Raw genomic sequence first — 23,047 nt, 5'->3', positions numbered from 1 at the left:
CCTCTGTATGCCTCCGGCTGCGGATCTCACTCCAGTTAGGTGTTTCTTCGCTCGTCGACCGGTGCAGAGCCCGCTGGCCGGAACCAGCTTTGCTTAGCAGTCGGTGCGTCAGAGTGCTAACTCAATAATTAGCACTCCCCACGTGAGAGTGCAAGCGAAAGAAGACGGAATGCGGTGGCGCCGGGGAGCAGGGGCGAGGTTCAGTCCGAAGCCCGCCCCGCCGTCTCCAGGCCGCTCCGTGCGGGAATATTGTCGGCTCCGTACCTGAAGACGGTGAAAGTGCCCGTGGTGATGTCTCCGTTGTCGTCGAAAGCAATCTGCCCTGACTCGCCGTCGTAATTGGCATCCGGCCCGGTTTTCAGGCGTGTCAGGCAGTCCTTGTAGGACAGGCAGGGTTCCGCTGCCCCGTCCCCCGCTGAACCCTCCGCGGCTCCTCCCGAAACACCGATCAGGTTGGCGGCAATTGACCGGCCGGCGTCGTCCTGGGCCGTTGCAGCGGCCAGGGCAGCAACGGTCACTGCGTCATAGGCTTCGGCGGCGAAAGACAGGTCCTTCAACGCGGGGTCCACCGCCAGGAGCTTCGCCTGGAAACCGGCGTCCGGAAGCTGTCCGGGAACCACGGCCCGGGCGCCCTCCAGGTACCCCGCTGCCAGGCCCGAACCATAGCGGCCGAAGGCGCCGTCGCTGAGGATGAGCTGCTTCCCGTCAACACCCGAGTTGGCCAGCTCCGCGAGGGCGCCCTGCGCACCATCGCGGGCTATGACAATAACGGCGCCTGGTCCAGCCTTACCGGCGACATCGGCCGCGCTGCCCGCGTCGCCCGGCTTGAAGCCGGCACTGGCCAGCACGTCCACGCCCGCCTGTTCGGCAGAGGCGGCGACCGCGTCCGAAAGGTCCTTGCCGTAGGAACCCTCCTGGTACAGCACCGCGACCGACGTGGCGCCGGCGTCCCTGGCCAGCTTCACCAGGACGGGACCCTGCGCGACGTCGGCCGGTGCGGTCCGAAAGTAATAGCCGCCGCTGCTGATACTGCTGAGCCCAACGGCAGTGTTGGCGGGCGAGATCAGCGGCGTGCGGGAACGGGAGAGGACATCGATCGCCGCTGCGGCGTGGCTTGAATCGGTGGGGCCGATGACGACGTCCGCCTTTGCGGCGACCAGCGCCTGGGCCTGCTCCGCGGCACCCTGCCCAGCGTCGGCGGGAAGGAGCTCCACCGGCCTCCCCTTGTGGCCGCCGGCCGCATTGATTTCCTGCACGGCGAGCTTGGCGGCGGCAAGTTGCGGGGCATTCAGGAAGGCGTTTTGGCCGGTATTGTCCAGGATCAGTCCCACGCGAAGGCTGCCGTCACCGGAAGCCTCTGCCGCTTCCACCCGGGCATTGCCGGTGGTCCCCGAACAGGCGGTCACGGCCAGGGCAGAGCACAGGGCAGCCATTGAAAGCGCCCGGGAGACGTTTGCAGGGCGGCGGTTCAGATCATTCACTCGGCGGGCCGGACGCTTTCAGCCTGCGGACCCTTCTCGCCTTCGCCCACTTCGAGCTCCACCCGCTGGCCCTCATCCAGGGCCCGGTAACCTTCACCCTGGATGGCCGACCAATGGACAAAGATGTCATCGCCGGAGCCGTCAACGGTGATGAAGCCGTAGCCCTTTTCAGCGTTGAACCATTTGACGGTTCCCTGTGCCATGCTGACCACTCTTTCCGTTGTGTCCGGGTGCCCACGCCGCTGTGTGCCGACCGGCTCCAACCGCACCTAAAAATCACTCTAGCCAATGCCTGACCGGGGCCGCCCGGATGCGGCGGGACCGCCCACAAAAGTTATTCAGGCGTAACCCCCCACACGGGATGCGGCCACAGCGGCCCAGCGTTTACACGTAGCCGGGCCCCAGCACTACAACCAGCGGCACCTGGAACCCGCTGCTGTCCACCACCGTGGGAATGCCGAGCAGCGCCGCCAGGGCCTGCGCGCTGGGCAACTGTTCTGCCCCTTGGTAGTAGACAACGGAGGCCTGCTGCGGGGCCCCCGCCCAGTTGCCCACCTCCCCCAGCGTCCAGCCGTCGGCCTGGACCGTTCCACCAACGCGGCCGGCAAGTCCTGCCGTTCCGGCAGCGTTATAGATGGCGACGCTTTGCGTCTTGTCGATGAGTACGGGAGCGGCGGTTGGCTCCTCCAGCTCCGGTTCGGGGTCAGCAGTGGCTTCGGGCCCGCTGGACGCGGGCGGCGTTGCCTCTGCAGAGGGTTCCGCAGAAGCGTCGGGGGTGGCCGAAGGAGTGCCCCCGGTGCTGGCCAGCGGGGCCGATTCCTGGCTTGAAGAGGCCTGGCTGTCCGGCGTACTGAAACCCAGCTTGGGAAGGATCAGGAAGGACACCAGTCCAATCGCCAGAGCGGCCATGCCCACTGCGAGAATGGGCCAGAGCCGCACCCGTGGCGAGGCGGATGCCGTGCGGTGGACACCCTGTCGCGAAGCAGTCTCCGGGACCTTGTCGAATTCATCGCGGGCATATTTGGGCATGGAGATATCCTTGTTGATTGCTGCTGGTGGCTCAGCTGGAGCGTGTTATGCGTCGGACCCCAGGCGCCGTGCGGTACGTGCACGGTGACGCGACGTACGTAGTCTACGCAATCGCTTGACCAGCATGGGATCGTGGGCCAGCGCATCCTCGGTGTCAATCAGGGCGTTGAGCAGCTGGTAATAGTGGGTTGCGGAGAGGTCGAAAAGCTCCCGGATGGCTTGTTCCTTGGCACCGGCGTACTTCCACCACTGCCGCTCCAGGGCAAGCATCTGCTGGTCACGCTCGGTCAGGGGTGAATCGCGAAGCTTGAAGTCGGCCAGGAGGGACTGCCGGGGTTCCGGCTCCGGCAGGTGCTCCCGAGCTGGTTCCGCCACGGCGAACTCCTTAGCTGGTTACGGAAAATGTCTGACCCCCATGCTACGGACGAATAACACCCTTGTCATTTGGAGCGGAGGGCCGATGGGGTCAGTGGGCCGGGCAGCAGGCCGGGGCCGCGTACCCGGTTGCCCTGCAAGAATGGAACGGTGTTTGAATCAGATGCCTTGTTCGAACTTGAGCAGGAACCGGCGCACGGCACCGGTTTCGCCGAGCTGGCGCGGCTCCCGCTGGAGGAGCTCATGGCGCCCGACTGGGCCGCCGCCCTGGCGGGGGTGGAAAACGAACTTCGGGAGGTGCTCACCTTCCTCGCGGACGAAGTGGCAGCCGGGCACCAGGTCCTGCCGGCGCCGTCGAACGTCCTGCGGGCCTTCCGGCAGCCCCTCGCCACGGTAAAGGTCCTGATTGTGGGCCAGGATCCCTATCCGACGCCGGGGCACGCGGTGGGATTGTCCTTCTCGGTGGCTCCGCGCACGCGGCCCATCCCGCGGAGCCTGGCGAACATCTATCGGGAGCTGGAGGCCGATCTCGGGCTGCCGGCGCGGGTCCACGGCGACCTTTCCGCCTGGGCTGACCAGGGTGTGCTGCTCCTGAACCGTGTGCTGACGGTGCGGGCGGGATCGGCCGGCTCGCACCGCGGCAAAGGCTGGGAGAAGATTACGACGGCGGCAGTCTCCGCGCTGGCCCACCGGCGGAACCATGACGGGTCCAGGATGCCGCTGGTTGCGGTGCTGTGGGGGAAGGACGCCGAAAGTGTCCGCCCACTCCTGGACGGGGCTCCTGCGGTGGCGAGCGCCCACCCCAGTCCCCTGTCCGCATCCCGCGGCTTTTTTGGGTCCCGGCCCTTCAGCCGCGTCAACGACCTCCTGAACGGGCAAGGTGCCCTTGGCGTAACCTGGGAGCTCCCCCCAGCGGCCTAGCTTAGGCTTGCCTTATGAGCATCCTTCCCGCCGCTACCAGCGCCAGCAAGAAAAGCCGTCCGCAGATCAACCTCGCCGTGGTACGCAGGGAAGAGCTTTCCCCGCACATGGTGCGGATCGTCGCCGGCGGGGACGGATTCGCGGATTTCGTCAACAACGGTTTCGTGGACCGGTACGTCAAGATTGTTTTTCCCCAGCCGGGGGTGGAGTATCCCTCCCCTCTGGATTTGTGGAGCATCCGCGAGACCATGCCGAGGGAGCAATGGCCCTTCACCCGCACGTACACCATCCGTTGGGTGGACCCTGCGGCGCGCGAGCTGGCCATCGATTTTGTGGTCCACGGTGACGAAGGCCTGGCTGGGCCCTGGGCAGCAAAGGCCCAGCCGGGCGACATCCTGACCTTCACCGGCCCGGGCGGTGCCTACAACCCGGCACCCGACGCCGACTGGTACCTCTACGCCGGCGACGAGGCGGCGCTGCCTGCGATTGCCGCGTGCCTGGAGTCCCTGCCGGGGGAAGCAGTGGGCCTGGCCTTTGTGGAGGTGGATTCCGACGCCGACATCCAGCCGATTGCCGCTCCCGCCGGAGTGAAAATCCACTGGCTTGCCCGCAATGGTGTCCCGGCCGGCGAGAGTGACGTCCTGGTGCAGGCCGTAGCAAACGCCGAGTGGCCCGCAGGCCGGGTGGACGTGTTCGCCCACGGCGAGCGCGGCTACATGAAGTCCCTCCGCGGGGTCCTTTTCGAGCAGCGCGGCCTGGAGCGCAGCCAGGTATCCCTCTCGGGGTACTGGGCCAAGGGCCGGGTGGAGGATGTGTTCCAGGCGGAGAAAAAGCTGCCGGTGGGACAGGTCTAGCAGGTGCCTGACTAGCGGCGGCGGGCGCGCCGCCGCTCATTGCTCGCCAGGCTGCGCGTCAGCGGCCGGGCAAGGGTGTCACCGAGGACGATGCCGCCGGCCGTCCCCAGGACGATGGCACCGGCGTTGAGCATCCCTCCGGCGCCGAGCAGGATCTCGGCTTCCTCGATGGTGAGCACATACATGGACCGGAAGATGGTGAGGCCAGGCAGCAGGATCAGTGCTGCGGGCACGGCAACCACCAGCTGCGGCGCCCCCATCCTGAGGGCGACCACACGTGCCAGCAAGCCGATGACCACGGCGGCCAGGGCCGGTGAGAATCGATCGCCAACCCCGAGCTGGCCGGCGGCGAGCAGCACGAGATAGCCGGCCACTCCCACGGCCGCCGTGGGCAGCAGGAGTTGCCAGCTGGTCTGTTCGGTGATGCCGATAGCCATCACGGCCACCGCCACAAAAATGACCAGGACCCACAGATCGTAGGCTGGCGGGAACGTTTGCGTGACGTCGATCCGCTGCATCCCGGTCAGCTCACCCACCACGAAGGCGACGGCGATTCCGGCCACGATGGCGCCGAAGGTCAGCAGCGTTGACAGGAACCGGCCTGCCGCTGTCACAGGAAAGCCGTTGATGGCGTCCTGCACGGACGATACAAGGCGTCCTGTCGGCAGGAGCAGGAGGATGCCGCCCACCACCACGATGGCCGGGGAGGTGGTCAGCCCGAACTGCCACAGCACCAGCGCCAGCTGAGTCACCACGAAGGAGCAGCTGGCGGTGATGAAGAAGTCCGGCACACGCCACCTCCCCAGTTGGCGTGCCAGCAGGCTGATGCCAATGTTGGCCACGAAGGCGATGGCAGAAGCCACCGGTCCGCCGCCCAGGACTCCAACGAAGACAGCCGCGAACGTACCGAAGGCCACAGTGACCATCCAGCGCGGAAACGGCTTGGGGCTGGTGATGGCCTCATCGAGCCGGCGGATCGCCTCGTCACGGCCCACTCCCCCGGCCACAATGTCCGTCACCAGCTGGTGCACCTTTGCCAAACCGGCGTAGTTGTTGGTCCAGGAACGGACCACCCGCAGCAGCGAAATGGGTGTCTGGTCCTTGGGCGCGTAGTTGATGCCGACAGACTGGTTGGTGATGTCCACTTCGATGTTCTTCAGGCCCAGCGCAGCGGTGACTGCGATGATGCTCGTTTCCACCTCCAGCGCACCGGCTCCGTACCGGAACATGGTTTCGGCCAGGTGCAGGACGAAGTCGAGGGTCTTGCGGGCAGAGGTGTCAACACCGCCCACCTGGATCATGGGGTTGGCGTAGGGACTCCCCGTCAGCCGGTCCACGATGCTCATCGGCGCGGTTGGCGGGTTTTCACCCTGCACCAGGCGCCGCAGCATCCTTTTGGCAGCGGCGTTCTGCCGGACCTGGGCAGGGGTCAGCGGCTCTGTTTTGGGCAGGCCGTCCGTATGGGGCCTGCGGCCGGGACGTTCGGGCCGGTCAGTCATGGTTCCCTCCTCCCGATGCGGTGCTGTGGCTGGTATTTCAGGCCTTGCGTTTCAGGGGCAACTTGCCCAGCAGGGTCCGGGCAGCGGCGGCTGCCGCGCGGGCCAGCCTGTTGGCGTGGAAGACGGCGGGGCGGACCGGCACCACGAAGTCACCCACCAGCTGGACCACCTCTCCCCCGAAGCCCTTTTTGAACTCGTACCCGCCGTGGCCTTCCTCGTCCTGGCCGGAAATGCCGAATGTTCCGTAGAAGTTGTACCGCGGGTACCCCTTCTCCAGTGCGTGGAGCATCATGCCCCAATACAGGGAGGTGGCGCCGTTGAAGTAAATGTAGTCCTGCACGGTGCCGCCGATGACGCAGACCACCTCGTCGCCGTAGCAGACAAAGTGGATCGCGGCCACGGTGGCGACTCCCACGGAGTCGGGGAACCGCTCAATGTCCTTCAGGCTCCGTTCATAGCTGTCCACGAGGTCCTGGACCACTTTGAGCCGGTTGGCCTTTTTCTTGCTGCCGGTCTCTTCCACCTCGCGGCGCAGCTCCGCAGCCGTCGCCGATTCCGCCTCCAGCCGCTCGGTGATCGATTTCCGATAGGCCGGGATGTCGATCTTGGCCATCATCAGCTTCGTAAACTCTGCGGACGTGGTCCGCAGCAGGTGCTCGTAGTAGGCGCGTTCCCGGTAGACGAAGCCCTTTTCGTCCCCGGCCCTGCTCAGCGCGCCGTAGAACTCGTCCAGGGTTTCCAGGGTCGCCTGTTCCAGGAAGACGCCGTTTTTTTCGGCTTTCCGGATGGCCTTGCGGGTCCGGTAGCTGGTCCCCATGATGAGCTCTTCGGCGTCGCTGACGCCGGCAAGGCTTTTGATGAACATCCAGTTCACGTTGACGAAATTCATGTCCAGCCCCTGGTGCTGGAATCCCAGCCCGGCCAGCCGGGCCACCAGCGGACGGTTGTCCTCAACCTCCGGGTGTTCCGCGCCGTCGGCGTCGCGGGCGATGTACTTGAGGTTGGGGGAAATCCGGAGCTCGGCGGCTTTGCGTTCCCCGGCGCGTTGACGGAGGAGTACGACGACGTCGCGCACCAGGTCCGCGTCCGTGTAGTCCATCAGGGGTCCCTTGGCGCATTCGCACACCGTGTAGCCCAGGCGGGTGGTGCTGTAGTTGAGTTTTCCGGCTGCCACCAGTTCGCCGTTGCGGCGCACGCCGAAAAGCTCCACCTGCTGGCCGCGGGCAATCTGGAACGCCGCGAAGTCAACAGACTGGAGAAAGCTGTTTTGCGGGTGCTTCAGCGCGAAGGCTTCGAAGTCTGCGTCGCTGAGGATGGCATATTCAAGATCGGTGCCGGTGGTGACTGGATTCAAGGGATTTCCTCATTCGCGGTTGTGCGGCCCTGCAGTGCCAGGCGCAGGGCAATGACGGGTATGGGGCGGGCCAGCGGTGCGGGCGTTTGCACGGGCAAATCGGGTCAGTAGAACTGCTGGCCGGTCCGCGCGGTTTCAATCCGGCGGAAGACTTTTTCTGCGCCCTTGACCCAAAGGCGGTGCTTCAGGGGAGCAAGAACATAGTCGTGGCACCCCACAAAATCGGTGACCGTTTTGGTGAAGCTGGTCTTAAACATGCCCATGCCGTACAGGTTGTGGCTCTTGTCCTTGATCCGGGCGGAGGGCGGCGTGCCGCAGAAATCGTATTCGGTGCAGCCGAGTTCCTGCATCCGCTTAATGGCTGCCCATTGGACCAGGTGCGAGTCGCCGTACTGTTTGCGGTTCTGGGTGGAGCCGCCGTCCTTGTACGTGGCTTTGGCTCCATAGTTGATAACAAAGGCGCCCACGCTGGGTTTGCCGTCCTCGTAAACGAAGAAGAAGTTGCCCTGGCCGCGGTTGCAGAACTCGTCCCAGAAAGCGGCGTAGTACTCGTAGCTGCGCAGCGGCATCGAGCCCTTGGCATTGACGGTGTCCGCCATCAGGTCATAGAGCGCCCGGTAGGTATCCGGGCCGTGTTCCTTGCGGAGCACTTGGCAGCCTTCCCGCTCGGCGCGGCGGATGGCGTTGCGCGCGCGGGAGGAGATGGCCTTGAAGACGGCTTCTTCCGGGCCGGAGATGTCCAGCAGGGCGGTGGAGTCGTTGGACTGGATGTTGGGTGCCTTGACCAGACCGGCTTCAGCCAGATGCGCCCGGGCATCGGCGGAATCAACGATGTCGGGTTCGATCTTGATGGTAAAGACGTTGAGTTTCCTGGCCCGGGCGAAGTCGGCGCAGGCCTCGAGGGCTGCTTTCAGGTCTCCGGAGGCAGCGAGGTCGGGGCCTTTGATGAGGTACCAGAGCCGGCCCAGCACCGGAAACCGCTTTTCGAGTACCAGGTTGTAGCTGGCAGCCCCGGAGCTTTCCAGCACCAGGAAGCGGACCTTCCAGCCCGTGCCGTTCTTAACCGACGCGTACGCCGCCGACTGCAGCATGTTTCCGCCGTTCGGGTTGGCAGTGGCGTGCTTGTCCCAGTTTTCAATTTCCTCGGCTGTGGCAAAACGTGCGGTGAATTCTCGCAAGGGGGCCGTGTCCAATCAGGGTTGTGCGCGGTTCTGTACTCGTGGCTGCGTGCGGACATGCAGCCTCAAGTCTAAAGCCTGACGACGTTCGGACGTTCCAGGCTGGCGGGCCGGGGGCTTTTCAGGCGCCGTGGGCCAGCGCCGTTCCGCCAAGCCCCGCCCATGCCGCCTTGACTCCGGAAAAGCTCTTGGCAAGGGTTGAAGCATGCAGCCGTATCCCGGAAAGTTAACTCACCCGCAGGATCAAAGCGCCGGACGGCCGGGGGCCGGCAGGCAGGCAACGGCTTTGGTTGCCTTCCTGGCTGCGTCGTTCATCGTTGCCGGGTTGGGGTCCCTGGCCACCTTCAACAATGTGAACGGCTGGTACACCACCGCCGACAAGGCACCCTGGTCGCCGCCCAACAGTGTCTTCGGCCCGGTCTGGACTGTCCTCTACACGGCGATGGCGGTGGCGGCCTGGCTGGTGTGGCGAAAACGGGCACCCGGGACCAAGCGCGCTTTGACAGCTTACGGATTCCAGCTCGCACTGAACCTGGCGTGGACCCCGGTATTTTTCGGCCTCTACCCCGCCATCGGCACGGCTGCCCTGTGGCTGGCGCTGGTCATCATCCTTGCCCTCATCGCCGCAGTCTCGGTGACAGTGCTGTACTTTGGCCCCATCAGCCATACAGCAGGGCTGCTCCTGCTGCCGTACATCAGCTGGCTGGTGTTCGCCGCCACGCTTAACTGGTGGGCCGCCATCCACAACTGACGGGGATCGTCATAACGGAACGGCACATGTCCCCTGAAGATGCGGCCGCCGTCAACAGACGGCCACGTTGACGGCCAGGCCGCCCATGGCTGTTTCCTTGTATTTGGAGCTCATGTCCTTGCCGGTCTCGCGCATGGTCACGATGACCTCGTCGAGCGAAACCCGGTGCGAACCGTCACCCCAGAGCGCCATCTTCGCGGCGTTGATCGCCTTCGCCGCCGCGATCGCGTTCCGTTCGATGCAGGGAACCTGCACCAGCCCGCCGATCGGATCACACGTCAGGCCCAGGTTGTGCTCCATCGCAATCTCGGCGGCGTTCTCCACCTGCGCCGGCGTTCCGCCCATGACCTCGGCCAAGCCCGCCGCCGCCATGGACGACGCCGACCCCACCTCGCCCTGGCAGCCCACCTCGGCACCCGAGATGGAGGCCTGCTCCTTGTACAGCACCCCCACGGCACCGGCGGCGAGCAGGAACTTCACCACGACGTCGTCGCGGTCCTCCTGGCTGGCGTTTTCCATTCCCGGCGCAAAGTGCAGCGCGTAGTACAGCACCGCCGGAATGATCCCGGCAGCCCCATTCGTAGGCGCGGTAACCACCCGGCCGCCGGACGCGTTCTCCTCATTCACCGCCAGGGCAATCAAGTTAACCCACTCCTGCCAATACTTCGGGTCATGGAACTCCTGGTCCTGGCCTTCACTGTCCGGCCGCGAACTCTCCTTCTTCAGCCGGTCGTACCAGTCCGGGGCACGACGCCGGACCTTCAACCCGCCGGGCAGCACGCCTTCGCGCTGCAGGCTGGTCTGCACACAGCCCTCCATCACGGAGTAGATGTGCAGCAGACCCGCCCGGATCTCCTCGGGAGTGCGGCTGTCCTCCTCGTTGACGCGCATCACGTCACTGATGCCCAGCCCGGTTTCCCGGCAGTGCTCCAGCAGTTCGGCGGCCGTGCGGAACGGCAGCGGCAGTTCCTTCTTGGATTCCTCCAGCTCCTGCTGCGCGGCGTCCTCCTCGCCCTCACGGACGATGAAACCGCCGCCCACCGAGAAGAACGTGGCCGTGTGCAGGACCTGGCCGTTGGCATCGGACACCGTGAACGTCATGCCGTTGGTGTGCCGCGGCAGAATGGTCAACGGCCGCAGCACCATGTCCTTCACCCCATACGGCAGGGGCACCGCACCCGCCAACTGCAGCATGCCCGTCTGGTCGATGGCCGCCAGGCGTTCCTCCACCTCATCAGGCAGGATCAACTCCGGATGGAAGCCCTCCAGCCCCAGCAGGATTGCCGTCATCGTCCCATGCCCGTGGCCCGTCGCCGCGAGCGACCCAAACAGGTCAACCCGCAGCGACGCCACACGGTCCAGCGCACCGGAGAATTTCAGCTCCTCCGCAAAAACGGCAGCAGCCCGCATCGGCCCCACGGTATGCGAGCTCGAGGGCCCGATCCCGATGGAAAACAAATCAAAGACTCCAACAGCCATGGTGTGTTCCTAACTAGAGAGTTCGTGGCGGGGTGGGTGCGACCGGCCGAATTCCTCCGCGTGCTGGCTCGTTCCTCGCCTCTGACGCACGCTTCCGGAATCCGCTCACCCGCCGTCGGGCCCTCACCCTTGCCGACGATCAGTGGCTGCCGGACTTTGGTGAGACGGGCGCTGCCCCTGTGGGATCGGTATCCGGAGGCGCGGTCCGCCGGTCCCGAAGCCAACCATCGAAGAGCACGATGCTACTGAAGGCGCTTGTAGAACGGCAGGTCGACGACTTCGAACGGCTCTGCCTTGCCGCGGAGATCAACCTCCAGGGCCGTGCCGACTTCGGTGAAATCGACGTCCACGTACGCCATGGCGATGGGGTATCCCAGGGTGGGTGAGGGCTGGCCGGAGGTGACTTCGCCCACCACGTTGCCGTCCTTGAGGACGGGGTAGTGGGCCCGGCCCGCGCGCCGGCCGAGCCCTTTGAGGCCCACGAGCCTGCGGCCGGAGGTGCTGCCGGCACCGGCTTCCTTTTGGGCTGCGAGCGCGGCTTTGCCCACAAAGTCGCCTTCCTTGGAAAGCCCGACGACGGGTCCCAGCCCAGCGCTAAACGGGTCGCCCTGCAGGGACAGCTCGTTTCCGTACAGCGGCATCCCCGCTTCCAGGCGGAGGGAATCCCGGGAGGCCAGGCCCGCAGGCGCCAGCTCCCCCTCCTCGGCAATGGCGACGAGTGCCTGCCAAAGGCCAGGGGCGTCGTCGTTCGCTACAAAGATCTCGAACCCGTCCTCGCCCGTGTAACCGGTGCGGGCGAGCAGGAGGTCCAGCCCGGCGCCGGCCACCAGGAAAGGAACTTCGACGGCGGCGTAGTACTTCAGTTCCGTCACCAGGCTGTGCCGGGCGGCCGGGACGAGGCGGAGCAGCAGCTCCTGCGCCTTCGGGCCCTGGACGGCGATCAGCGAGGTGGCGGCGGAAGCGTCATCAACGGCGACGTCGAACCCGGCGGCGCGTTCGGCAAGGGCGGCGGCCACCACTGTGGCGTTGCCTGCGTTGGGCACCACCAGGAAAACGTCTGTACCGTCCTCCGCCGCTGGGCGCCGGTAGGCGATGAGGTCGTCGATGATGCCGCCGTCCTCGTTGCAGATCAGGGAGTACTTGGCCTTGCCCACGGGCATGGCGGAGATTTTTCCCACCAGCGCGTAGTCGAGGAACGCGGCCGCGGCCGGCCCGGTGACCCAGACCTCGCCCATGTGGGAGAGATCGAACAGGCCGGCGCTCTTGCGGACGGCGTGGTGCTCGGCGAGCTCGGAGCTGTATTTCAGGGGCATCTGCCAGCCGCCGAAGTCCGTGAAGGACGCACCCAGCTTCTTGTGCTCGTCGTAGAGTGCGGTGTATTTCTCCGTCATGGCGGGCCTTAGTTTTCGAACTCGGAAAGCGGCGGGCAGGAGCAGATCAGGTTCCGGTCGCCGGCTGCGCCGTCGATGCGGCCGACGGGCGGGAAGTACTTGTCCTGCTTCAGCGATTTCACCGGGAACACTGCCTGCTCACGGGGGTAGGCGCGGTCCCAATCGCTGCTGATGGCGGCCGCGGCGGTGTGCGGTGCGTTGCGCAGCGGGCTGTTGGTAACGGTGAAGTCACCGTTGGCCACCTGGTCGATCTCGGCGCGGATGGAGATCATGGCTTCGATGAAGCGGTCGATCTCGCCGAGGTCCTCGGATTCCGTGGGTTCCACCATCAGGGTGCCGGCAACCGGGAACGCCAGGGTGGGGGCGTGGAAGCCGTAGTCGATGAGGCGCTTGGCTACGTCCTCGGCGGTGACGCCGGTCCTGGCGGTCAGTTCGCGCAGGTCCAGGATGCACTCGTGCGCCACGAGCCCGCCTTCGCCCGTGTACAGGACGGGGAAGAAGTCGTTCAGGCGCGCGGCGATGTAGTTCGCGGCGAGCAGCGCGGACTTGGTGGCCTCGGTGAGCCCCTGGCCGCCCATGAGCTTGACGTACGCCCAGGAGATGGGCAGGACGCCGGCCGAACCGTACTTCGAGGCAGAGATCGGGACGTCATTGCCTTCGGTCCAGGTGGCCGCGTTGCCGGGCATAAACGGTGCCAGGTGCGCCTTAGCAGCGACGGGTCCGACGCCGGGTCCGCCGCCGCCGTGGGGGATGCAGAAGGTTTTGTGCAGGTTCAGGTGCGAGACGTCGCCGCCGAACTTGCCCGGCTGCGCCAAGCCCACCAGGGCGTTCAGGTTGGCGCCGTCGATGTACACCTGGCCACCTGCTGCGTGGATGGCGTCGCAGACCTCGCGCACGTCGGCGTCGTACACTCCGTGGGTGGACGGGTAGGTGATCATGATGCAGGACAGCGCGTCTTTGTTCGCCTCGATCTTGGCGTACAGGTCGGCATGGTCAATGGTGCCGTCAACGGCGGTGGCCACCACAACCACCTTCATGCCGGCCAGGACCGCCGAGGCGGCATTGGTGCCATGGGCCGAGGCGGGGATCAGGCAGACGTTCCGCTGCTGATCGCCGCGGGAGTGGTGGTAGCCGCGGATCGCCAGCAGGCCGGCAAGCTCGCCTTGAGAACCCGCGTTTGGCTGGATGGACACCTGGTCGTAGCCCGTGATCTCGGTGAGCTGTGCTTCCAGGTCCGCAATCAGTTCGCGCCAGCCTGCGGTCTGGGAGTCCGGGGCAAACGGGTGGATGGAGGCGAACTCGGGCCAGGAAATGGCTTCCATCTCGGCGGTGGCATTCAGCTTCATGGTGCAGGAGCCCAGCGGGATCATGGTGCGGTCCAGCGCCAGGTCCCGGTCTGAAAGCTTACGGATGTAACGGAGCAACTGCGTCTCGGAGCGGTAGGTGTTGAACACCGGGTGCTGCAGGAAGCCGGAGGAGCGCGTGACGGCGGCATCCAGGCCAAAGCCAGCGCCTTCGGAGTCACCGGCGGAAGCGTCGACGGCTTCCAGCCCAAAAGCTTCAAGGACGCCGCCGGCAATTTCTGATGTTGTCGTTTCATCCGTGGAGAAGCCCACCGTGTCGGCGTCGATATTGCGCAGGTTGATGCCCTTCGCCTCAGCGGCGGCCACGATGCCCGCCGCCCTGCCCGGCACCGAGACCGTGACGGTGTCGAAGAAGCTGGTGTGCAGCACCTCGAAGCCGGCGGCCTTGAGGGAAGCAGCGATGGTCCTGGCATGCGCGTGGGCGGACTGGGCGATCGCCTTCAGCCCCTCGGGGCCGTGGTACACAGCGTACATGGAGGCCACAATGGCCAGCAGCGCCTGCGCGGTGCAGATGTTGGACGTGGCTTTCTCCCGGCGGATGTGCTGCTCGCGCGTCTGCAGGGCCAGGCGATAGGCAGGAACCCCGGCGGAGTCCTTGGAAACGCCCACCAGGCGGCCGGGCATGGAACGCTCCAGTCCTTTCTGCACTGCCATGTAGGCGGCGTGCGGACCGCCATAGAACAGCGGGACGCCGAAGCGCTGCGCGGAGCCGACGGCGATGTCCGCGCCCTGCTCGCCTGGTGGCGTGATGAGGGTCAGGGCGAGCAGGTCGGCCGCAACCGTCACCAGGGCACCGCGCTCCTTGGCATCGGCGATCACGGCGCTGTGGTCGAAAACCCGGCCGGAAGCGCCGGGCTGCTGGAGCACCACACCGTTGATGACGCCGTCGGGCAGTCCCTTGGAGAGGTCCGCGACCTCAACCTCGAAGCCCAGAGCCTCGGCGCGGCCCTTCGCGATGGCGATGGTCTGCGGCAGGCAGTCCGCGTCCAGCACCGTCTTGCCGTCGCGCGCATCTTTGTTCTTGTTGGCGCGGCGCATCATCAGTACGGCCTCCGCCACTGCGGTGGCTTCGTCCAGCAAAGAGGCGTTCGCGATGGGCAGGCCCACCAGGTCCTGGACCATGGTCTGGAAGTTGAGCAGAGCTTCAAGGCGGCCCTGGGAAATCTCGGGCTGGTACGGGGTGTAGGCGGTGTACCAGGCCGGACCCTCAAGGATGTTGCGGCGGATCACCGGGGGCGTCACGGTGTCATAGTAGCCCTGGCCAATCATCTGCACGGCGGTCTTGTTCCTGGCGGCCAGCCGGCGCAGTTCAGCGAGTGCCTGCACCTCGCTCAGCGCGCCTGCCAGCTCCAAAGCGGAGTCCTGCCGGATGTCCTTGGGGACGGCGGTATCAACCAGCGCGTCCACGGTGTCGTAGCCGACGGCCTCGAGCATGGTGTCGACGTCAGCCTCCCGGCGGGCGCCGATGTGCCGGTCAACGAAGGTGGCGGCGGCCGGGGCGGAAGGAGTTTGGCGGTCCGAGGCCGGATTGGCGGTGGCCGGGGAGGCGGAGGCTGGGATGGCGGAGGCTGGGATGGCGGAGGCCGGAGATACAGTCACGAGGAACTCCATAACTAAGGCGGCGCAGGGTACGCCACATCGATTCGGGCCCTCCCCGCTCTGTAACTGGACCTGAGAGTTTCCGCGGTGCCTGCTTGCGCAAGCCCCGCTTGCACCGTCGGTGAGCACAGCGTTCCAAGTATCCGGGACCGGATACCGAGGCGGACAGCGTGCTGCTTTCCAGAGGTGCCTCGCCGCGGCGGTACATGGGCCTGTGAGATTCCTGGGGAGGTATTGCTCCTACGGCGCCTGCTTGTACCTTGGCAGAACTCTCCCGCCGCAGATCAAAGGCTATTCATTTGGGTATGGGCGCGCCGGAGACGGCCCACACATGGACCAATTCTCCTATGCCACTGACTGAGGAGCAAATGGCAGCTAGCCCCTCAACCGCTCGACGGCGGCAAGCAGTTCGTCCACCTCCGCCTGCCTGTCGCCGGGGTTTCCGGACGGCCCGCTCTCCCACATGGCGTTGAAGTACAGCCCGTCCCCCATGTACAGCACAGCCTTTGCCATCGCCGGGCCCACATCCTTGCCGATGAGCTCCAGCCATTGCTGCTGGATCACAGTAAAGCGGCGGCGCGCATCCTCATGGGCCACCTCGGCGAGACGCGTCGCGGCGACAAAGGAACGGTCCATCGGAGTGTCGGACCAGAGCGATGACCGGATGAAGTATGCCGCAGCCCCTTCCGGCGCAGCCGCCATGGCGGCGAGGTCCTCCCCTGCCAGCCGGTCCAGCCGGTCCAGGGTGGCGGTGATCAGCGCTTCCTTGTTGGGGAAGTGGTACAGCAGGCCGCCTTTGGAGACGCCGGCACGCTTGGCCGCTGCATCCAGCGTGGCGGCCCTTTCCCCCACATCAATCAGGAGTTCTTCAAAGGCGTCGAGGACTGCGTCTCGCGCAACGGGTTTTCGGGGCATGGTTCCCATCATGCATCGTCGGGCCCCGTTTCTTAACTATACCGTCCGGACGGTATAGTTTAGGGATGATGAAGTCTTCCGCCACTTCCCCACAGAGCATCACCCGCAGCACTCCACCTGCCCCGCCTGAACAAAATCGCGCCACGGGCACTTGGCGCGATTGGCTCGCACTGGGACTCCTGATGTTCCCGGTCCTCCTCGTAGCCGTGGACAACACCGCGCTGACCTTTGCGCTGCCCGCGATCGCGGGTGCGCTGGGCACATCCGGAGTCGAGCTCCTGTGGATCGTGGACGCCTACCCGCTGGTACTGGCCGGACTGCTCGTTGCCATGGGGAGCCTGGGCGACAGGATCGGACGCCGCCGGCTCCTCATTACCGGCAGCATCGGCTTCGCCGCTGTGTCAGCCGTAACGGCCTTCGCCCCCAGCGCCGGCTGGCTGATTGCCGGCCGCGCCGCCCTGGGCTTCTTCGGCGCCATGCTGATGCCCTCCACCCTTTCCCTGATCCGCAACATCTTCGTTGACCCGAACCGCCGGCGGCTGGCAATCGCCATCTGGGCTGCGGGGTTCTCCGGCGGCGCGGCCCTGGGTCCGATCTTTGGCGGGTGGCTTGTTGAGCAGTTCTGGTGGGGCGCAATTCTGCTGGTGGCCGTACCCATCATGCTGCCCCTGCTGGCTTTCGGCCCGGCATTCATCCCGGAATCCAAGGACCCAACACCGGGGCGGGTGGATGCGCCCAGCATCCTGCTCTCGCTGCTCACCATGGTTCCGGTGGTCTACGGCATCAAGGAATTCGCCACGGAAGGCGCCGGCCCATTGGCCCTGGGGAGCATAACTTTTGGACTGGCAATGGGTGCCGTTTTTGTCCGCCGGCAACAGCGGCTGGAGAGCCCGCTGCTGGACATGTCCCTGTTCCGCAACCGGGTGTTCAGCATGGCCATCACCGCCAATGTCCTGGCCCTGTTTTCCTTCAACGGCTTCATCCTCTTCCTGGCCCAGCACCTTCAGCTCCTCGAGGGCATGTCCCCTTCCGCTGCGGGCGTGGCAATGATTCCCGCACTGGTGGCAACCGTGGTGGCGGGCCTTGCGGTGGTTCCGGTGGTACGAAGGATCCGGCCGGGATTCGTGGTGGGCGCCGGACTGGCCATGAGTGCCGCCGGCTACAGCATGGTGGCGTTTGGCAGCCATGCCAACGGCCCGGCACTGCTGCTCGCTGCCCTGCTGGTTCTGGCACTGGGCGTGGGAACGGCCGAGACCATCTCCAATGACCTCATCCTCGGCAGCGTGCCGCCGGAAAAATCCGGGGCAGCTTCAGCAATCTCGGAGACAGGTTACGAGGTGGGTGCCCTGCTGGGAACCGCCGTGCTGGGCTCCATCCTTACAGCCTCCTACCAGCACAACCTGCGGCTCCCGGAAGGTCTTGCAGCCGCTGCATCCGGCCACAGCACAGCACAGGCCGGCGAAACCCTGGCCGGGGCCATGGAGCTCGCGGCAGGCCTGCCGGCGCCCCTCGCGGACGCCGTCCGGCATGCAGCCGGCGCCGCCTTCGACTCCGGCGTGCACGTCACCGCCGCGATCGGGCTGGTGCTGATGGCGACGGCGGCAGTCCTCTCCGCCGTCGTGCTTCGGAAGGTGCCCAAGGCGGCATAGGGGCAGCGGCCGGGCAGGAAAAAGCGCCCGGCGCCGGAGGATAACCTCCGACGCCGGGCGCCTGCAGGGCGCTGCCCGTCAGGGCCACCGGGCTACTGCGCGTCAGGCGCAGTGACGCTCGCGGTGGCCTTCATGGTTTCGGCGTTCACCATCCAGGCGAACTGTTCCAGCTTCAGGATGAACTCGTGCAGGAGGTCAGCCGAGGTGGGGTCTTCCTCGTCTACTTCATCGTGGACCTTCCGCATGGTGCCCACGGCAGCTTCGAGGGCCCCAACAATCCGCTCGATGGCATCCTTGGTGCTGATGAGGCCCTCAGGGAAGGGAGCGAGGCTGGTGGACCCGGTCACGGTGGAACTGCGACCGTCGGGGAGCGCGTGCAGGGCGCGCATCCGCTCAGCCGTATCATCGGCGAACTGGCGGGCGGCGTCAACAATTTCGTCCAGCTGCAGGTGGAGGTCCCGGAAATTGGTTCCCACGATGTTCCAATGGGCCTGCTTGCCCTGGATGTGCAGCTCGATCAGGTCCGTAAGCACAGCCTGCAGGTTGTTGGTCAGTGTCGGTGAAGCTTTCATGCGTCCTCCTCGATTGGTCCAGTAATCCTGACGCTACCAGCCCCCTGCGCAGCATAGGACGGCGCCCTTGGGAAATTTCTCAGTGAGCTTACTAATTTGTTTTTCGCGACATAAACGAACCTGATTCATATTCCCCCTTGCATCCGCCGGCGCGGAACCCCATACTAAATGAACGTCATTCATTTAGTGACCGTCGTCTCACTGGAGTAGAAACCATGATTGAAATTTCCTGCCTCGACGCACCCGCCTCCCTGGCCCGGACATCGCCGTCCAGCCGGCAGGCCCTGCGCGTTGGCGTGGTCCAGCACCGCTGGCAAGCAGACAGCGCCGTCGTGGAGGCCGAACTGAACGATGGCATCGGCCGGGCAGCCCGCCTTGGCGCCTCCGTTGTTTTCCTGCCTGAGCTGACGCTTTCGCGGTATCCCGCAGACACGCAGCCGCACAACGATCCCGCCGAGGGCCCCACGCGTACCCGGCCCTCGGATATTGCCGAGGACCTGCTCGCCGGCCCCACCTTCCGGTTCGCCGCAGACGCTGCCCGGCGCCACGGGGTGTCCGTTCACGCGTCCCTGTACCAGCGGGCCGAAGACCCGGACGGAGAGGACGACGGCCTGGGCCTGAACACGGCCATTCTGGTCTCGCCGGAAGGCGAGCTCCTGGCCCGGACCCACAAACTACACATCCCGGTCACCGCCGGCTACTACGAGGACAAGTTCTTCCGCAAGGGCCCGGCTGCCGCAGACGCCTATGAGGTCCATGCGCCCGCCGAACTCGGCGGCGCCCGGCTGGGCATGCCTACCTGCTGGGACGAATGGTTCCCTGAAGTGGCCCGGCTGTATGCACTCGGCGGCGCGGACATCGTGGTCTACCCCACGGCCATCGGCTCCGAACCTGACCACCCCGACTTTGATACCCAGCCGCTCTGGCAGCAGGTGATCGTGGGAAACGGCATCGCCAACGGGCTCTTTATGATTGCGCCGAACCGCTGGGGCAGCGAAGGCACCCTGAACTTCTACGGGTCATCCTTCATTTCCGATCCCTACGGCCGGATTCTCGCCCAGGCACCCCGCGATGCGTCCGCCGTTTTGGTGGCTGATGTGGACCTGGACCAGAGGAAGGACTGGCTGACGCTGTTCCCCTTCCTGGCAACGCGCCGCCCGGATACCTATGGCCGCCTCACCGAACCCGTCCGCCCGAATGAATCCATCGGCGGCGAGCACGGGTTCGCGGAGGTGTGCTCGTGACCGCCGCCGCGGCTCACCGGGAGGCTGGCGCCCGGGGGCAAACGGCGCAAGCCACGCAATGGAGGATGCCTGCCGAAACAGCCCCCCAGGAGCGGCTCTGGATGGCGTTCCCGGCCGGCGGCTACACCCTTGGGGAGTCTGCTGAAGCCGCCCGTGCGGCCAGGTCCACCTGGGCTGCCGTGGCTAACGCCGCCGTCGAATTCCAGCCTGTCACCATGGTGGTGGACCCCGACGACGTCGAGACAGCCGCCGACTACCTGCACCCTCACATAGAGGTGCTCGCGGCCCCGCTGAACGACGCGTGGATGCGCGACATCGGGCCCACCTTTGTCCTGGACGGCGAGGGGCAGCTCGGTGCCGTGGACTGGGTGTTCAACGGCTGGGGCGGGCAGGACTGGGCCCAGTGGGACAAGGATGCCCTGATCGCCGGCGAGGTGGCTGGCCGCTCGGGGGCACGCCACCTCGCGTCCGCCCTCGTGAATGAGGGCGGCGGCATTCAGGTGGACGGCCAGGGAACGGTCCTCGTCACCGAAACCGTGCAGCTGGATCCCGGGCGCAATCCGGGCCTCAGCCGGGCCGACGTCGAACGGGAACTGGCCCGCACCATCGGCGCCACCCATGTGGTGTGGCTGCCGCGGGGCCTGACCCGCGACTCCGAGCGCTTCGGCACCCGCGGCCACGTGGACATCGTGGCCGCCATCCCCTCCCCCGGCACGCTGCTGGTCCATTCGCAGGAGAACCCGGAACATCCGGACTTCGAGGTCAGCCGCGACATCATCGACTTCCTGCGCGGCACCACGGACGCCGCCGGCCGGCAGTGGAAGATCATCAAGGTCCCCGCCCCCGAAACCCTGCGGGACGATGAAGGCTTCGTGGACTACAGCTACATCAACCACGTGGTGGTCAACGGCGGCGTCATCGCCTGCAGCTTCAACGACCCCCAGGACGACAAGGCCCTGCAGGTCCTGGCGGAGGCCTACCCCGGACGCCGCATCGTCGCCATCGACGCACGCGAACTGTTCGCCCGCGGCGGCGGAATCCACTGCATCACCCAACAGCAGCCCGCTGCCTCCCAGAAAGTGGTGTCATGACAGAAACCATCCGCACCGGCACCCCTGCCGCAGGCGGGGCCGGACAGCATGCTCCCGGCACCGCCCACGGAATTACCCCCAAGGGTCTAAAGGGCGGGCAGCTGGGGCTCCTCGCCGTCGTCGTCCTTGGCATTTCCACCATCGCCCCGGCCTACACACTCACCAGCGCGCTGGGCCCCACCGTCAACGAAGCCGGGCTGCAGCTGCCTGTCATCTTCCTGATCGGGTTCATCCCGATGATCCTGGTGTCCCTGGCCTACCGGGAACTCAACGCCGACTCCCCGGACAGCGGCACCACCTTCACCTGGGTCACCAAAGCGTTCGGCCCGTGGGTGGGCTGGATGGGCGGGTGGGGCCTCCTCGCAGCCAACATCATCGTCCTGTCCAACCTGGCGGGGGTCGCCGTCGACTTCTTCTACCTTTTCCTCTCCCAGCTCACCGGGTCGGCCGAACTTGCTGACCTCGCGGCCAACAAGCCGCTGAACGTGCTCACCTGTTTTGTGTTCGTGGCCCTTGCCGTGTGGGTCAGCTACCGCGGCCTCCACACCACGAAGCTGGTGCAGTACGGCCTGGTGGGGTTCCAGCTGCTGGTCCTGGGCCTGTTTGTGGCCATGGCGTTCGCCAACTGGTCCACGTCGGAGACGGCCATCCCCTTCAGCTGGGACTGGTTTGACGTCACCAAGATCGAAACGTTCGGCCAGATCGCCGCCGGAATCTCCCTGTCCATCTTTGTGTACTGGGGCTGGGACGTCTGTCTGACCGTGAACGAGGAAACCGCCAACGGCAAAAGGACGGCAGGCCTCGCCGGCACCCTGACCGCCCTCATCGTCCTGGCCATCTACCTGCTGGTGAGCATCGCCACCATGATGTTCGCCGGCGTTGGTGACACGGGCAACGGCCTGAACAACGCCGAGAACCACGAAAACATCTTCACTGCCCTGGCGTCCCCCATCATGGGTCCCTTCGCCATCCTGATGTCCCTGGCTGTGCTGTCCAGCTCAGCCGCTTCCCTGCAGTCCACGTTTATGTCGCCGTCGCGCAGCCTGCTGGCCATGGCCCATTACGGGGCATTGCCGGAACCGCTAAGCCGGGTGAGCAAGCGCTTTGCGACGCCGGGCTATGCCACCATTGCCGCCGGCTTCCTGTCCGCGGGGTTCTACGCCGTGATGCATGTGCTCAGCGAAAACGTCCTGAACGACACCATCCTGGCGCTGGGCCTGATGATCTGCTTCTACTACGGGCTGACTGCGATCGCCTGCGCCTGGTACTTCCGCCACAGCGTCTTCAGCAGCGCCCGCAACTTCCTGCTGCGGTTCCTCTGCCCGGTGCTCGGCGGCGTGGGACTGTTTGTGGTGTTCCTGCAGACGGCGGTGGACAGCTGGGCGCCCGAGTTCGGCAGCGGCTCGGAGGTGTTCGGGGTGGGCCTGGTGTTCGTCCTCGGCGTGGGCATCCTGGTCCTTGGTGTGGTGTTCATGCTGGTGATGTCCCGGCTGCGCCCCGGATTCTTCCGCGGCGAGACCCTCAAGCGGGACACCCCGGCCCTGGTGGTCCCGGAGTAGTTTCCTGCTTCGTTGCAGCACACACAAAAGGTGCCGCATCCCAGATTCCGGGGTGCGGCACCTTTTCGTTGCGTCACCTCAGGTGCGTCACCAGAAGTGTGCCACGTCCACAATCAGCCGTGACCCCGATCCGGGGCCGTCCAGCGTTAGGACCCGGAAGGGCAGCCGGGCGCGGACGCCCAGGCCAACGCTGGTGTAGCCCTCGAAGCTTCCGGCGTAGACCACCTGCCGGAAGGTCTGGTAGCCGGAGACGTTGGACAGTTCGGTTCTGTTCCGGGGACTGTACGTGGCATTGCCGTGTGCGTCGTACGCGGGTGCCTTCAGTGTTAGCTGCAGCCGAGCACCGCCCCGGACAGGGATGATTGCGCCGGAGCCGTCTTGCGTGATGTCTGTGACGTAACCAACGGTGTAGCCCTTTACCGGGCCTTTGAGGTCAATTACCGTACGGTCGAAGCAGGTGTGCTGCCCGGTCCGGACGTTGGTGACGGAGGCGGTGCTGAAGTGGGGTCCGGCTTTTGCCAGGGACCCCCATTGAAGACCGCAATAGGATGTAGCAGCCGAGGCGGGCCCCGGAGCCAGTAGTCCGACCCCGACGGCCATGAGCAGGGCCGAGAGCCAGGTGAGAATTTTTTTCATTTGGGGTGCCATCCGTAGTGAGTGGTGCGATTGGATAGCTCAAGCGTAGGAGCGTCGCACTACTGAATACGAGGGTTGTGGCCGCTTCGGCGCGGAACCGTAAGGA

The 23,047-nt window shown here is 65.8% G+C and carries 20 protein-coding genes and 2 riboswitches; of the genes, 7 read left to right on the top strand and 13 right to left on the bottom strand.

Features of this window, described 5'->3' with window-relative positions:
• Positions 1 to 200: 200 nt before the first annotated feature.
• From M1E07_RS05180 to M1E07_RS05165, 4 genes are all read right to left on the bottom strand, one after another.
• Positions 201 to 1,433 carry an ABC transporter substrate-binding protein gene (locus M1E07_RS05180; protein WP_461190329.1) on the bottom strand — a complete coding sequence of 411 codons (1,233 nt, stop codon included), beginning with the start codon at positions 1,431 to 1,433 and terminating at the stop codon, positions 201 to 203.
• Between the two features lie 44 nt (positions 1,434 to 1,477).
• The gene (locus M1E07_RS05175) at positions 1,478 to 1,684 is read right to left on the bottom strand and encodes a cold-shock protein (RefSeq protein ID WP_009358138.1); all 207 of its coding nucleotides are present in this window, start codon (positions 1,682 to 1,684) and stop codon (positions 1,478 to 1,480) included.
• Positions 1,685 to 1,865: 181 nt separating this feature from the next.
• Entirely contained in the window at positions 1,866 to 2,510 is a 645-nt protein-coding gene (locus M1E07_RS05170) for a LytR C-terminal domain-containing protein (protein ID WP_461189201.1), read from the bottom strand.
• 45 nt (positions 2,511 to 2,555) lie between these two features.
• A complete protein-coding gene (locus M1E07_RS05165; RefSeq protein WP_461189200.1) occupies positions 2,556 to 2,885 on the bottom strand; it encodes a DUF3263 domain-containing protein in 330 nt (109 codons plus the stop codon).
• Positions 2,886 to 3,035: 150 nt separating this feature from the next.
• Here M1E07_RS05165 and M1E07_RS05160 point away from each other — a divergent pair, with 150 nt between their 5' ends.
• Positions 3,036 to 3,806, top strand: a complete 771-nt coding sequence (locus M1E07_RS05160; protein WP_461189199.1) for a uracil-DNA glycosylase — start codon at positions 3,036 to 3,038, stop codon at positions 3,804 to 3,806.
• Positions 3,807 to 3,820: 14 nt separating this feature from the next.
• Positions 3,821 to 4,660, top strand: a complete 840-nt coding sequence (locus tag M1E07_RS05155; protein WP_461189198.1) for a siderophore-interacting protein — start codon at positions 3,821 to 3,823, stop codon at positions 4,658 to 4,660.
• 11 nt (positions 4,661 to 4,671) lie between these two features.
• Here M1E07_RS05155 and M1E07_RS05150 read toward each other — a convergent pair whose 3' ends face one another.
• The 3 genes from M1E07_RS05150 to M1E07_RS05140 all read right to left on the bottom strand — a co-directional run bounded on the left by M1E07_RS05150 (position 4,672) and on the right by M1E07_RS05140 (position 8,691).
• Entirely contained in the window at positions 4,672 to 6,159 is a 1,488-nt protein-coding gene (locus M1E07_RS05150; RefSeq protein ID WP_461189197.1) for a threonine/serine exporter family protein, read from the bottom strand.
• A gap of 37 nt (positions 6,160 to 6,196) precedes the next feature.
• Entirely contained in the window at positions 6,197 to 7,513 is a 1,317-nt protein-coding gene (locus tag M1E07_RS05145) for a peptidoglycan bridge formation glycyltransferase FemA/FemB family protein (RefSeq protein WP_461189196.1), read from the bottom strand.
• A 104-nt stretch (positions 7,514 to 7,617) separates the two neighbouring features.
• A complete protein-coding gene (locus M1E07_RS05140) occupies positions 7,618 to 8,691 on the bottom strand; it encodes a lipid II:glycine glycyltransferase FemX (protein WP_461189195.1) in 1,074 nt (357 codons plus the stop codon).
• A gap of 205 nt (positions 8,692 to 8,896) precedes the next feature.
• On the opposite strand from M1E07_RS05140, the gene M1E07_RS05135 reads away from it, so the two are divergent.
• Positions 8,897 to 9,442: a TspO/MBR family protein gene (locus M1E07_RS05135; RefSeq protein ID WP_461189194.1), complete on the top strand. Its 546-nt coding sequence runs from the start codon at positions 8,897 to 8,899 to the stop codon at positions 9,440 to 9,442.
• Positions 9,443 to 9,493: 51 nt separating this feature from the next.
• On the opposite strand, the gene M1E07_RS05130 is transcribed toward M1E07_RS05135, so the two are convergent.
• The 4 genes from M1E07_RS05130 to M1E07_RS05115 form a co-directional block, all read right to left on the bottom strand.
• Entirely contained in the window at positions 9,494 to 10,921 is a 1,428-nt protein-coding gene (locus M1E07_RS05130; protein ID WP_461189193.1) for an L-serine ammonia-lyase, read from the bottom strand.
• A gap of 242 nt (positions 10,922 to 11,163) precedes the next feature.
• A complete protein-coding gene (gcvT, locus tag M1E07_RS05125) occupies positions 11,164 to 12,312 on the bottom strand; it encodes a glycine cleavage system aminomethyltransferase GcvT (RefSeq protein ID WP_461189192.1) in 1,149 nt (382 codons plus the stop codon).
• A gap of 8 nt (positions 12,313 to 12,320) precedes the next feature.
• Complete coding sequence (gcvP, locus tag M1E07_RS05120; RefSeq protein ID WP_461189191.1) at positions 12,321 to 15,287, bottom strand: aminomethyl-transferring glycine dehydrogenase; 2,967 nt, start codon at positions 15,285 to 15,287, stop codon at positions 12,321 to 12,323.
• A 38-nt stretch (positions 15,288 to 15,325) separates the two neighbouring features.
• A riboswitch (glycine riboswitch) is annotated at positions 15,326 to 15,464 on the bottom strand.
• A gap of 1 nt (position 15,465) precedes the next feature.
• Positions 15,466 to 15,562: riboswitch (glycine riboswitch) on the bottom strand.
• An 88-nt stretch (positions 15,563 to 15,650) separates the two neighbouring features.
• Complete coding sequence (locus M1E07_RS05115) at positions 15,651 to 16,190, bottom strand: TetR/AcrR family transcriptional regulator (RefSeq protein ID WP_461189190.1); 540 nt, start codon at positions 16,188 to 16,190, stop codon at positions 15,651 to 15,653.
• Positions 16,191 to 16,255: 65 nt separating this feature from the next.
• On the opposite strand from M1E07_RS05115, the gene M1E07_RS05110 reads away from it, so the two are divergent.
• Positions 16,256 to 17,839 carry an MFS transporter gene (locus M1E07_RS05110; protein WP_461189189.1) on the top strand — a complete coding sequence of 528 codons (1,584 nt, stop codon included), beginning with the start codon at positions 16,256 to 16,258 and terminating at the stop codon, positions 17,837 to 17,839.
• A gap of 92 nt (positions 17,840 to 17,931) precedes the next feature.
• Here M1E07_RS05110 and M1E07_RS05105 read toward each other — a convergent pair whose 3' ends face one another.
• Positions 17,932 to 18,411 carry a Dps family protein gene (locus M1E07_RS05105; RefSeq protein ID WP_461189188.1) on the bottom strand — a complete coding sequence of 160 codons (480 nt, stop codon included), beginning with the start codon at positions 18,409 to 18,411 and terminating at the stop codon, positions 17,932 to 17,934.
• 215 nt (positions 18,412 to 18,626) lie between these two features.
• Between M1E07_RS05105 and M1E07_RS05100 the strand changes: the two genes are divergently transcribed.
• The 3 genes from M1E07_RS05100 (at position 18,627) to M1E07_RS05090 (ending at position 22,305) form a co-directional block, all read left to right on the top strand.
• A complete protein-coding gene (locus M1E07_RS05100; protein ID WP_461189187.1) occupies positions 18,627 to 19,655 on the top strand; it encodes a nitrilase-related carbon-nitrogen hydrolase in 1,029 nt (342 codons plus the stop codon).
• 65 nt (positions 19,656 to 19,720) lie between these two features.
• The gene (locus M1E07_RS05095; RefSeq protein ID WP_461189186.1) at positions 19,721 to 20,746 is read left to right on the top strand and encodes an agmatine deiminase family protein; all 1,026 of its coding nucleotides are present in this window, start codon (positions 19,721 to 19,723) and stop codon (positions 20,744 to 20,746) included.
• Positions 20,743 to 22,305: an APC family permease gene (locus M1E07_RS05090; protein WP_461189185.1), complete on the top strand. Its 1,563-nt coding sequence runs from the start codon at positions 20,743 to 20,745 to the stop codon at positions 22,303 to 22,305. Before M1E07_RS05095 ends, M1E07_RS05090 begins: the two co-directional genes overlap by 4 nt.
• An 87-nt stretch (positions 22,306 to 22,392) precedes the next feature.
• Here M1E07_RS05090 and M1E07_RS05085 read toward each other — a convergent pair whose 3' ends face one another.
• Complete coding sequence (locus M1E07_RS05085; RefSeq protein ID WP_461189184.1) at positions 22,393 to 22,941, bottom strand: AMIN-like domain-containing (lipo)protein; 549 nt, start codon at positions 22,939 to 22,941, stop codon at positions 22,393 to 22,395.
• Positions 22,942 to 23,047 lie beyond the last annotated feature (106 nt).

It is taken from the genome of Arthrobacter sp. Z4-13 (assembly GCF_054792705.1).
This window is presented reverse-complemented; position numbering and strand designations above follow the sequence as displayed.

Bases quoted from the DNA above. Each gene is read 5' to 3' on its own strand.
- M1E07_RS05135 (WP_461189194.1), top strand. From the start codon at position 8,897: ATGCAGCCGTATCCCGGAAAGTTAACTCACCCGCAGGATCAAAGCGCC.
- M1E07_RS05105 (WP_461189188.1), bottom strand. From the start codon at position 18,411: ATGAAAGCTTCACCGACACTGACCAACAACCTGCAGGCTGTGCTTACG.
- M1E07_RS05115 (WP_461189190.1), bottom strand. From the start codon at position 16,190: ATGCCCCGAAAACCCGTTGCGCGAGACGCAGTCCTCGACGCCTTTGAA.
- M1E07_RS05175 (WP_009358138.1), bottom strand. From the start codon at position 1,684: ATGGCACAGGGAACCGTCAAATGGTTCAACGCTGAAAAGGGCTACGGC.
- M1E07_RS05170 (WP_461189201.1), bottom strand. From the start codon at position 2,510: ATGCCCAAATATGCCCGCGATGAATTCGACAAGGTCCCGGAGACTGCT.
- M1E07_RS05100 (WP_461189187.1), top strand. From the start codon at position 18,627: ATGATTGAAATTTCCTGCCTCGACGCACCCGCCTCCCTGGCCCGGACA.
- gcvP (WP_461189191.1), bottom strand. From the start codon at position 15,287: ATGGAGTTCCTCGTGACTGTATCTCCGGCCTCCGCCATCCCAGCCTCC.
- M1E07_RS05180 (WP_461190329.1), bottom strand. From the start codon at position 1,433: ATGGCTGCCCTGTGCTCTGCCCTGGCCGTGACCGCCTGTTCGGGGACC.
- M1E07_RS05085 (WP_461189184.1), bottom strand. From the start codon at position 22,941: ATGAAAAAAATTCTCACCTGGCTCTCGGCCCTGCTCATGGCCGTCGGG.
- M1E07_RS05090 (WP_461189185.1), top strand. From the start codon at position 20,743: ATGACAGAAACCATCCGCACCGGCACCCCTGCCGCAGGCGGGGCCGGA.
- M1E07_RS05095 (WP_461189186.1), top strand. From the start codon at position 19,721: ATGCCTGCCGAAACAGCCCCCCAGGAGCGGCTCTGGATGGCGTTCCCG.
- gcvT (WP_461189192.1), bottom strand. From the start codon at position 12,312: ATGACGGAGAAATACACCGCACTCTACGACGAGCACAAGAAGCTGGGT.
- M1E07_RS05110 (WP_461189189.1), top strand. From the start codon at position 16,256: ATGATGAAGTCTTCCGCCACTTCCCCACAGAGCATCACCCGCAGCACT.
- M1E07_RS05150 (WP_461189197.1), bottom strand. From the start codon at position 6,159: ATGACTGACCGGCCCGAACGTCCCGGCCGCAGGCCCCATACGGACGGC.
- M1E07_RS05155 (WP_461189198.1), top strand. From the start codon at position 3,821: ATGAGCATCCTTCCCGCCGCTACCAGCGCCAGCAAGAAAAGCCGTCCG.
- M1E07_RS05130 (WP_461189193.1), bottom strand. From the start codon at position 10,921: ATGGCTGTTGGAGTCTTTGATTTGTTTTCCATCGGGATCGGGCCCTCG.